Source organism: Mesorhizobium sp. M7A.F.Ca.CA.001.08.2.1, assembly GCF_003998455.1.
In the GTDB taxonomy this organism is placed as follows: Bacteria; Pseudomonadota; Alphaproteobacteria; order Rhizobiales; family Rhizobiaceae; genus Mesorhizobium; species Mesorhizobium ciceri.
This window is the reverse complement of the sequence record NZ_RZPW01000169.1, coordinates 1-9,484: the sequence shown is the minus strand read 5'-3', so window position 1 is coordinate 9,484 and position 9,484 is coordinate 1. Positions and strand designations below refer to the sequence as shown.

Below are 9,484 nucleotides of genomic sequence, written 5' to 3'. Positions count from 1 at the left end.
ATCAGCCGGAACCAACTGATCCAGCGTTACCATCTCGAGCGCGGTCTGTTCAGGGGCGGGTCGCTTCAACATGACCCAGTGAATCAAAAACCCCCGGCAAATGCCAGGGGTTTGTCAGCAGCCTGAAGGCCGCCCGGAGGCGGCCTTTTCGATTGTCTGAAGCTGCGAAATGCTTAGCGCTTGGAAAACTGGAAGCTACGACGGGCCTTGGCCTTGCCGTACTTCTTGCGCTCGACGACGCGGCTGTCGCGGGTCAGGAAGCCGCCCTTCTTGAGCACGGCGCGCAGCGTCGGCTCGTAGTAGGTCAGCGCCTTGGAGATGCCGTGACGCACGGCGCCAGCCTGGCCGGAGAGACCGCCGCCGACGACTGTCGCGACGATGTCGTACTGGCCGGCGCGGTTGGAGGCGATGATCGGCTGGTTGAGGATCATCTGCAGGACCGGACGCGCGAAATAGGTCGCGAATTCCTTGTCGTTGACGATGATCTTGCCGGAACCCGGCTTCACCCAGACGCGCGCAATGGCGTTCTTGCGCTTGCCGGTGGCATAGGCGCGGCCCGACTTGTCGAGCTTCTGGACGTGGACGGGGGCCGCCGGCTGGGTATTGGTGTTGCCGGTGGCGGCGCCCAGTTCTGCGAGCGAGGAAAGCTCAGCCATCTTATGCGACCTTCTTGTTCTTGGCGTTCAGCTTGGCCACGTCGAGCACGACGGGCTGCTGGGCGACATGCGGATGCTCGGCACCTGCATAGACGCGCAGGTTCTTCATCTGGCGACGGCCGAGCGGGCCACGCGGGACCATGCGCTCAACGGCCTTCTCGACGACACGCTCGGGGAAACGACCCTCGAGCAGCTGGCGCGCGGTGCGCTCCTTGATGCCGCCTGGGTGGCCGGTGTGCCAGTAATAGACCTTGTCGGTGAATTTCTTGCCGGTGAACACCACCTTGTCAGCATTGATGACGATGACGTTGTCGCCGTCGTCGACGTGCGGGGTGAAGGTCGGCTTGTGCTTGCCGCGGAGATGATTGGCGATGACAGTGGCCAGACGACCGACGACGAGACCTTCGGCGTCGATCAGGATCCACTTCTTCACCACATCCGCAGGCTTCTGCGAAAAGGTTGTCATGTTTTCTGCTCTCGGTTCTGACCTTCATAAGAGAAGGCGTTTCTTGTTGCTTGGATTGGCGAAAGGCGCTTGCCCGCCGCCAATAACAAAACGGCGGCCTTTGCGGGCCGCTGCTTCGTGGAGGCTTATAGGCGAGGGTGGTGACCGCGTCAAGGCGAACGAAAAGGTAGATATCAGGTAAAATGTAGCAAAAACAATAACTTGAACAAAAGGTATTATTTTACCACATCACCATTCCGCTTCGGCGGGATCGAATAGGTGCCGGTGGCATGCGCCACCGTGTGTCCGTCTGGGCCGGCAACGATGTCGATGTCGAACACCATCAGGCTCTTTCCCAGCTTCAGGATGCGGCAATGGCCGTCGATCGGTCCTGCCTCGGCCTTGCGCACGAAATTGATGTCGAGGTTGACGGTGACCGAAAGCGCATCCGGCCCGGCATGGCTGAGCACGCAGACGTAGCCGCCAATGTCGGCCAGCGTGAACAGCGAGGGGCCGGACACCGTGCCGCCGGGACGCAAATGCCGTTCGCCGGCGTTGAGCCGCACGGTGCAGCCGCCCGGGAACACGTCGATCGCCTCGAAATATTTGAATTGCTCATTGAGCTGCGGATAGACGGTTTCCATCAGTGCATTAACTTGGCCGGCGGTCAGCACCGGTTTGACGTTGGTCTGGGCGGGCATGTCTTGGTCTCTCGCTTTGCGCCAGGCCTGTATGAGCGTAGCGCGGCATTTCTGGCAACCTTCGTCCCTTGGCGCAAGCGATCGGTGTTGGACGAAACCCGATCCGGTATTAGATATTCCGACAGCCCCTAGCGGAATCGCGGAGACCTATCCATGGCCGAAATCCTAGCCATCAAGCCTGCTGCCGTTGAGGGTCCGGTTGTCGCACAACTGGACAAGGGCGTGCTGCGCCTGACGCTTGCCAATCCGCCCGCCAACGCCCTGTCGCTGGCGGTGATGGCGGCGCTGACGGTGGAGCTCGAACGCGCCAGCGCCGACAAGGCCGTTCGCGTCATCGTTCTGTCGGCGGCCGGCAAGGTGTTTTGCGCCGGCCATGACCTCAAGGAAATGACCGCGCGGCGCGCCGATGCCGACCGCGGCAAGGCCTTCTTTGCAGAAACATTTGCGGCTTGCGCCGCGCTGATGCAGGCGATCGTGCGCCACCCGCTTCCTGTGATTGCCGAAGTCGACGGCCTGGCGACGGCCGCTGGCCTGCAACTGGTCGCCACCTGCGACCTGGCGATTGCCTCGCATGAGGCGACCTTCTGCACGCCGGGCGTCAACATCGGCCTGTTCTGCTCGACACCGATGGTGGCGTTGTCGCGCAACGTCTCGCGCAAGCAGGCCATGGAGATGCTGTTGACCGGCGAGACCATCGATGCGGCGACCGCCAAGGAATTCGGCCTGGTCAACCGTGTCGTGCCACGCGAATACCTGAATCAGATCGTCACCAAATACGCGCAAACCATTGCTTCCAAATCATCTTTGGTGGTCAAGACGGGCAAGGAGGCGTTTTACGCGCAGGCCGAAATGGGGCTGGCGGATGCTTACACCTATACCGGCCGGATCATGGTCGAAAACATGCTCGCGCGCGACGCCGAGGAAGGCATCGGCGCCTTCATCGGCAAGCGCAAGCCGGAATGGACGGACGAATAGGAGCAGCACCATGGAGCCGCGAATCTCTATCATTACCATCGCCACCGATGATCTGGACCGCGCGGTGCGCTTCTACGAGGCTATGGGCTTGAAGCGGCATGCCGGTATCACCGACGGTGTCGCCTTCTTCCAGATGGGCGGCGTCATTCTTGGTCTGTTCCCACGTGCCAGCGCCGAAGAGGATTCCGGCGTCGCCTTCGCCGGGGCACCATCAGCCGTCTATCTCGCCTACAACACCCGTTCCGACGCCGAAGTCGACGACGTGCTCGCCATGGCGCAAAAAGCGGGCGGCCGCATCGTCAAGCCGGCCGGGCGCGCCTTCTGGGGTGGGTGGTACGGCTACTTCGCCGACGCGGACGGACATGTCTGGGAAGTGGCGCACAATCCGGCCTTTCCGATCGCCGAAGACGGCACGATTTCGCTGCCTGATTGATGGCCCATCGCAGGCAACTGACGCGGCTCAAGGCTCCCTATCTCAAGCGCATCCTGCTTGATCCCGCGCGGGTTGAGGATTGGGAAAAATACCCTTGGAACCTGCCGCTGTTTCGCGGCCACGAGTTCGAGCTCGAATTCACCACGCCGATCACCATCATCGTCGGCGAGAACGGCACCGGCAAATCGACGCTGCTCGAGGCGATCGGTGCACTGGCCGGCTACGACGAAGCCGGCGGCGGCAAGGGCTATCGACCGGTCGACCATTCCGGCGCCGTCGACAAGAGTGGTGCCGCGCTGGCAAACACATTTCGGGGCCACTGGCTGCCGAAGGTCACAGCGGGCTGGTTCTTTCGCGCCGAATCCTTCTACTCCGTGGCCCGTTATCTCGATCAGGCGGCGCTGGAAGACCCGTTCAGGCCACCGCCGCCGGACTTCTTGTCCTGGTCGCATGGCGAGGGCTTTATCCGCTTTTTCGAGGAGCGTTGCCGCAGGCAAGGCATCTACATCCTCGACGAACCCGAGAGCGCGCTCTCCCCGTCGCGTCAGATCGAACTGCTCAAGATGCTAAGGCGCATGGACCAGTCGGGCACCGCGCAGGTGATCATGGCGACGCATTCGCCGCTGCTGATGGCTTGCCCTGGCGCGCGGCTGTTCCGCATCAGCCGGTTCGGACTTGATGCCATGGATTTCAGCGATACCGATCATTTTCGCATGATGCGCGACTTCTGTACCGATCCGCAGGCGTTTATGGAGGAAGCGCTGCGGGAGGATGACGCGTGAGCGCCGGCGACGATGATCTCAACTGGCGCGTCGAGCAGGCGTGCCGCGAAGGCTGGCCGGCGGCGACCGAGACGTTGGTTGATGGCTGGCTTCTGCGGCGATCGGGCGGACGGATCCGGCGTACCAATTCGGCCAATCCCTTGCGCGGCGAGCGTGGCGCGCCTGATGCAGTCATCGACGCCGCCGAGTCCTTCTACATCGGCCACGGCCAGACGCCCTTGTTTCGGGTTCCCGGCATCGCCGGCGAGCTCGAAGCCGCTCTCGACCATCGCGGCTACCAGCCGGAAGGCGGCACGATCCATCTCCATGCCGGGATCGGCGACCTGGCTGAATTTCGCGATGAGCAGGTCACCGTTTTGAAGGTGCCGGGCGAGGACTGGCTCGCGGCGCGGTTCCGCATGGGAGCCTTTGACGACGCCGAGCGCCGCATCTTTCGCGAGATGACCGGGCTGATCGTCGGCGACCGGGCGTTTGTGTCCTATGAACGCGACAGCCAAATTGCCGCCCTGGCCTATGGTGTCATCCGCAATGGCCTGCTTGTGGTGGAATCGGTTGAAACCGATGGCCGTTTCAGGCAGCAAGGCCTGGGCCGCAAGACCGTCGGCGGCCTCATCGGCTGGGCGCGGCGGGCAGGGGCTCACGCCGCATGCTTGCAGGTGGTGGCCGACAACACACCGGCCCGCGCTCTCTATGCCTCGCTTGGGTTCAGCCGTGAACTTTACCGATACCACTACCGCAGGAAGCCGCATGAACCACGATAGCTACGACAACACTTACATTGCCGGCATCCTCAATTCGGTGAAGACCATCGCCATGGTCGGCGCGTCCGCCAATGATGTGCGGCCAAGCTATTTCGTGCTGAAATATCTGCTGGCCAAGGGATTTTCGGTGTTTCCGATCAATCCTGGCCAGGCCGGCAAGGAGATCCTCGGCCGGATGACCTATGCGAGGCTCGCCGATATTCCGGAGCCGATCGACATGGTCGACATCTTTCGCGCGCCGGCGGCGGTGCCCGGCATCGTCGACGAGGCGTTGCGGCTCGATCCCTTGCCGAAAGTGATCTGGATGCAGCTTGGCGTGCGCCATGACGAAGCAGCCGCGCGCGCCGAGGCCGCCGGCATCAAGGTGGTGATGAACCGCTGCCCCAAGATCGAATATGGCAAGCTGTCCGGCGAGATCGGTTGGACCGGCGTCAATTCCGGCGTGCTGTCGTCGAAGAAGCCGCTGATGCGGTCGGGATTCCAGAGTTTTGGCGTGCGGCAGAAGTAGTGCACGTCGCTCAAAAGTGCGCAGCGGTTTTGGGATAACGACGTGCACCAAAAGCAAGGCCTGACGCGCGATGCGCCTTAGGCGCAAAATTATTCCTTAGGCCAGCGCATTTTCTCGGGCCTCGGCCGCAGATCGCTAGCCGAAGGGTATTTTCTTCTTTGCATTCGCGCTCATGCTTCGCCAAGAATGCCCGGCGATTTCAAGAGTTTCAAAAGGGAGGTTTTCAGTGACCCGCACGCCAGGTTTCAACACGCTCGCCGTCCACGCCGGTGCCAAGCCCGATCCGGCGACCGGCGCGCGCGCCACGCCGATCTACCAGACGACCTCCTTCGTCTTCGACGATGCAGACCATGCCGCGTCGCTGTTCGGGCTGAAGGCCTTCGGCAACATCTACACCCGCATCATGAACCCGACCCAGGCGGTGCTGGAAGAGCGCATGGCGGCCCTTGAAGGCGGCACGGCGGCACTCGCGGTCGCCTCCGGCCATGCGGCGCAGGTGATCGTGTTCCACAATCTGATGCAGCCGGGCGACAATTTCGTCGCGGCCAACAAGCTTTACGGCGGTTCGATCAACCAATTCGGCCATGCCTTCAAGAATTATGGCTGGGAGGTGCGATGGGCCGACACCAACGATATCTCGACCTTCGAAAGCCAGATCGACGACAGGACCAAGGCGATCTTCATCGAAAGCCTCGCCAATCCGGGCGGCACCTTCGTCGACATCGAGAAGATCGGCGACATCGCGCGCAAGCACGGCCTGCCGCTGATCGTCGACAACACACTGGCCTCGCCCTACCTCATCCGGCCGATCGAGCATGGCGCCGACATCGTCGTCCATTCGCTGACCAAATTCATCGGCGGTCACGGCAATTCGATCGGCGGCGCCATCGTCGACGGCGGCACCTTCGACTGGTCGAAATCGGGCAAATACCCGATGCTGTCGGAACCGCGCCCCGAATATGGTGGTCTTGTCCTGCACGAAACCTTCGGCAATTTCGCCTTCGCCATTGCCGCGCGCGTGCTCGGCCTGCGCGATCTCGGCCCGGCGATCTCCCCGTTCAACGCCTTCCTCATCCTGACCGGCCTGGAAACCCTGCCGCTGCGCATGCAGCGCCACTGCGACAATGCCGTGACGGTTGCCGCCTGGCTGTCCAACCACCCCAAGGTCGCATCGGTGAATTACCCCGGCCTGCCCTCAGACAAGAACAACGCGCTGCAGAAGAAGTACTCACCGCTTGGCGCCGGCGCCGTGTTCACCTTCGCGCTGAAGGGCGGCTATGACGCGGGCGTCAAATTCGTCGAGGCTCTCGAGCTGTTCTCGCACCTCGCCAATGTCGGCGATACCAAGTCGCTGGTCATCCACCCAGCTTCGACCACGCACCGCCAGCTTTCCGACGAGCAGAAGGTCAAGGCCGGCGCAGGACCGGACACGGTGCGGCTTTCGATCGGCATCGAGGACGTCAACGACATCGTCGCCGACCTCGAACAGGCTCTAGCCAAGGTCTGACCGATCATGAGCGAGTCGAAATTTCTTTCCATCGGCGTCGACGCTGTCGACGCCGAACAGGGTGCACCGGCGCCCGACCGGCTGATCTCGGGCGATCCCAAATTCCGCACCTGGAATGTCGAGGAGCGCGACGGCGGCCTCTATGCCGGCATATGGGAATCGACCCCGGGCAAATGGCGCATCGTCTATGACGAGTGGGAGTTCTGCCACATCCTGTCCGGCGTTTCGGTGATCGCGGAGGACGGTGGGCAAGCGCGCACCGTCAAGACCGGCGACAGCTTTGTGCTGAAGCCCGGCTTCAAGGGCAGCTGGGAAGTGCTTGAAACGACTCGCAAGGAGTATGTGATCAAGCTTTGATCTCGCGTCGCCATGATGCTCGCGATCGGGGGGACAAACCGCTGTCCTGCCGAGCTATTTCAGAGGCAGAAAGAGTTCAACGACCACTTCGCGTAGCGGGCCCTCCGGGAAGTGGGACAGATGTCGTTGGCAATAGATCGGAAAGTCGCGTGCTTCCTCGCCGCTGGCCGGAAGCCATTCACGATAAAGATAAAGTGCTGCGGGTTCGAGATTGTTGGTATTGCCAGGGTAGCGCAGCACCGCGCAGCGCCCGCCGGGGATCACGCCAGCCTTCATCTGCCCGTCATTCGCCTCGATCGGCCGGTCTGTCCCGGCACAAATGTCCATGCTGTAATCAGCCGGGACCGCGGGCTCCCTTTCGGAACGGAAGACGTTGAAGGTCGGGCTTGTCTCGGGCGACAAGCCCGCCGCCTTACGCCAGGCGATGAACCGCTGGATGGTGTCCTGGAGCGTCGCCCGGTCTCCGCGGTGCTCCATGATCGCCACCGGCGTCGGGGGCACATCGCGGATCGTCACGTCGTCGTGTTCAAAGATTATCTGCATAAGCGTGTTCCTTGCTTTTTCGAGGGGCCCGAAGGCCATGAGCCACGACCCCCAGTCGGGAGACTTCCGGAACGACGACGGCGATTGTCCGAACCGTTGCCGAAAGGCGCGGGCGAAGGCATCCGGCGCGTCGTAACCGGCATCCATGGCTATGTCGGTGACGCTTTGGGCGTCACTTTCGGCAAGTCTGTACGAAGCACGCTTCATGCGGGCGAGCTGGACATAGCGATGCACGGACACCCCGAAGGTGGACGTGAACTGTCGGTGGAAATGATATTTCGAGAACGCCGCGACACCGCTCAACGCCTCCAGCCCCAGATCGTCATCCAGATTCTGGTCTATATGGTCTAGCACCCGCTGCATTCGGGCTTGGTAGTTTTCAAGTGCGGCCTTCAACGTCTCTTTCTCCGTGACGACACCAGTTAGGCCTTTCCGGATATATCGCGCTCGACCGATCTTGCGATTTGGCATGGATCGACAGGGGCTGCCAGCAACGGCCTTCAGGCTCTCCCCCAAGCTTGTGCTGCCTGCGTATGACTATTTCGCTGGAACTGGCTGAGACAGCTTCCGGTGCCTTGTCGTGGAAGGGCATCGTGGGCGGTCCGGTGAGCCGACCTTGTGGTTGCTGCTGGCGCTATGGCTGGAATAGGCCGGCGCCCAAATCCGCGCTTCGTCAAAAGCCGACGGCGAGCCTTTCCAGCCCATGGAAGTGGTAAGTGTCGCGGAAGCTTGGCCTTTCGGCAAGATGCAGCTTCGGGTGCCGTTCGAACAGGGTTTTCAGCGACACCTGCAATTCTAGCCTGGCCAGCGGCGCGCCGATGCAGAAATGGATGCCGGCGCCGAATGACACGTTCTTCTGGTCCGGACGATCGGGCCTGAAAGCTTGCGGTTCGGCGAAGGCGCGCGGGTCATGATTGGCCATGCCGAGCAGCAGCCCGATCGTCTGGCCCGGCTGCACGATAATGCCAGGTGCGACTTCGGTCTCCTGATAGGCATAGCGCGTGAACATGTGCAGCGGCGCGTCGAAGCGCAGGCATTCCTCGACCGTTGCCGCGGTCGCTTCGGGTGAGCCGAAGAAGCGGCTGACATCGCCGCCTTGCATAAGGATCGAACGGACAGCGTTGCCGGTCTGATGCACTGTCGCTTCATGACCGGCATTGAGCAGCAGGATCGTCGAGGACACCATCTCGTCCTCCGACAGCTTTTGGCCGTCCTCCTGCGCCGAGATCAGCAGCGACAGCAGGTCGTCGCCAGGGTTCTTGCGTCGCTCGGTGACATGGAAACGCAGGAAATCGGCAAATTCGCCCGCGGCGCGGTTGGCCATCTCTTCGATCTCGCGGGTGCGGCCATGGATGTACATGGCGACCATCTGGTGCGACCAGTCGAGCAGTTGCGGCCCCATCTCGACCGGCACGCCGAGCATTTCGGCAATGATGGTGACCGGCAAGGGCGCCGCGAAGGCGGGCAGCAGGTCGACTGTCTTGCCCGGGTCGAAACGGTCGATCAGTTGGTTGGCGAGCGCTTCGACGCGCGGCCGCAGCCGTTCGACCTGACGTGAGACGAAGGCACGGTTCACCAGTGTTCTGAGCCGCGTGTGCACGGGTGGCTCCAGTTCCAGCATCGAATTGGCTTCGATGCCGTCGAAAGCCCTGAGATGGCTACGGTCCTGTCCGATACCGCGACTGTCTGGAATGCCGGCCGGATTCTGGCGGCCGAAACGGCGGTCGCGCAGCAGCCGGTTGACGTCGTCGAAGCCGCCAAAGCACCAGAAGCCGAATTCTTCCCAGAAGAAGGCATTCGATGCGCCGTGCAGAAA

At 62.2% G+C, this 9,484-nt stretch carries 12 protein-coding genes; 7 read left to right on the top strand and 5 right to left on the bottom strand.

Features of this window, described 5'->3' with window-relative positions; genetic code table 11:
- Positions 1-173: 173 nt before the first annotated feature.
- The 3 genes from rpsI to EN914_RS12735 form a co-directional block, all read right to left on the bottom strand.
- Positions 174-656: a 30S ribosomal protein S9 gene (gene rpsI, locus EN914_RS12745; protein WP_023810272.1), complete on the bottom strand. Its 483-nt coding sequence runs from the start codon at positions 654-656 to the stop codon at positions 174-176.
- Position 657: 1 nt separating this feature from the next.
- Positions 658-1,122: a 50S ribosomal protein L13 gene (rplM, locus tag EN914_RS12740; RefSeq protein ID WP_013532205.1), complete on the bottom strand. Its 465-nt coding sequence runs from the start codon at positions 1,120-1,122 to the stop codon at positions 658-660.
- A gap of 215 nt (positions 1,123-1,337) precedes the next feature.
- Complete coding sequence (locus EN914_RS12735; protein ID WP_024504604.1) at positions 1,338-1,802, bottom strand: PaaI family thioesterase; 465 nt, start codon at positions 1,800-1,802, stop codon at positions 1,338-1,340.
- 153 nt (positions 1,803-1,955) lie between these two features.
- Here EN914_RS12735 and EN914_RS12730 point away from each other — a divergent pair, with 153 nt between their 5' ends.
- The 7 genes from EN914_RS12730 to EN914_RS12700 all read left to right on the top strand — a co-directional run bounded on the left by EN914_RS12730 (position 1,956) and on the right by EN914_RS12700 (position 7,125).
- Positions 1,956-2,777, top strand: coding sequence for an enoyl-CoA hydratase (locus tag EN914_RS12730; RefSeq protein WP_024504603.1), 822 nt, complete (start codon positions 1,956-1,958; stop codon positions 2,775-2,777).
- 10 nt (positions 2,778-2,787) lie between these two features.
- A complete protein-coding gene (locus EN914_RS12725) occupies positions 2,788-3,210 on the top strand; it encodes a VOC family protein (protein ID WP_024504602.1) in 423 nt (140 codons plus the stop codon).
- Positions 3,210-3,992 (top strand): AAA family ATPase, encoded by a 783-nt coding sequence (locus EN914_RS12720; RefSeq protein ID WP_024504601.1) that lies wholly within the window; start codon positions 3,210-3,212, stop codon positions 3,990-3,992. Before EN914_RS12725 ends, EN914_RS12720 begins: the two co-directional genes overlap by 1 nt.
- On the top strand, positions 3,989-4,753 hold the full coding sequence (locus EN914_RS12715) for a GNAT family N-acetyltransferase (protein WP_024504600.1): 765 nt from the start codon (positions 3,989-3,991) through the stop codon (positions 4,751-4,753). The genes EN914_RS12720 and EN914_RS12715 overlap by 4 nt, the downstream gene beginning before the upstream one ends.
- On the top strand, positions 4,740-5,261 hold the full coding sequence (locus EN914_RS12710) for a CoA-binding protein (RefSeq protein ID WP_024504599.1): 522 nt from the start codon (positions 4,740-4,742) through the stop codon (positions 5,259-5,261). The genes EN914_RS12715 and EN914_RS12710 overlap by 14 nt, the downstream gene beginning before the upstream one ends.
- 226 nt (positions 5,262-5,487) lie before the next feature.
- On the top strand, positions 5,488-6,768 hold the full coding sequence (locus EN914_RS12705) for an O-acetylhomoserine aminocarboxypropyltransferase (protein ID WP_024504598.1): 1,281 nt from the start codon (positions 5,488-5,490) through the stop codon (positions 6,766-6,768).
- A gap of 6 nt (positions 6,769-6,774) precedes the next feature.
- The gene (locus EN914_RS12700) at positions 6,775-7,125 is read left to right on the top strand and encodes a cupin domain-containing protein (RefSeq protein WP_013532197.1); all 351 of its coding nucleotides are present in this window, start codon (positions 6,775-6,777) and stop codon (positions 7,123-7,125) included.
- A 54-nt stretch (positions 7,126-7,179) separates the two neighbouring features.
- On the opposite strand, the gene EN914_RS12695 is transcribed toward EN914_RS12700, so the two are convergent.
- Entirely contained in the window at positions 7,180-8,064 is an 885-nt protein-coding gene (locus tag EN914_RS12695) for a GyrI-like domain-containing protein (RefSeq protein WP_024504597.1), read from the bottom strand.
- A gap of 277 nt (positions 8,065-8,341) precedes the next feature.
- Positions 8,342-9,484, bottom strand: a 1,143-nt coding sequence (locus EN914_RS12690; protein WP_164778728.1) for a cytochrome P450, incomplete at its 5' end; no start/stop codon positions are given.

Excerpts from the sequence above, each read along its gene's own strand:
- rpsI (WP_023810272.1), bottom strand. The coding sequence starts at position 656 with ATGGCTGAGCTTTCCTCGCTCGCAGAACTGGGCGCCGCCACCGGCAAC.
- rplM (WP_013532205.1), bottom strand. The coding sequence starts at position 1,122 with ATGACAACCTTTTCGCAGAAGCCTGCGGATGTGGTGAAGAAGTGGATC.
- EN914_RS12735 (WP_024504604.1), bottom strand. The coding sequence starts at position 1,802 with ATGCCCGCCCAGACCAACGTCAAACCGGTGCTGACCGCCGGCCAAGTT.
- EN914_RS12730 (WP_024504603.1), top strand. The coding sequence starts at position 1,956 with ATGGCCGAAATCCTAGCCATCAAGCCTGCTGCCGTTGAGGGTCCGGTT.
- EN914_RS12725 (WP_024504602.1), top strand. The coding sequence starts at position 2,788 with ATGGAGCCGCGAATCTCTATCATTACCATCGCCACCGATGATCTGGAC.
- EN914_RS12720 (WP_024504601.1), top strand. The coding sequence starts at position 3,210 with ATGGCCCATCGCAGGCAACTGACGCGGCTCAAGGCTCCCTATCTCAAG.
- EN914_RS12710 (WP_024504599.1), top strand. The coding sequence starts at position 4,740 with ATGAACCACGATAGCTACGACAACACTTACATTGCCGGCATCCTCAAT.
- EN914_RS12700 (WP_013532197.1), top strand. The coding sequence starts at position 6,775 with ATGAGCGAGTCGAAATTTCTTTCCATCGGCGTCGACGCTGTCGACGCC.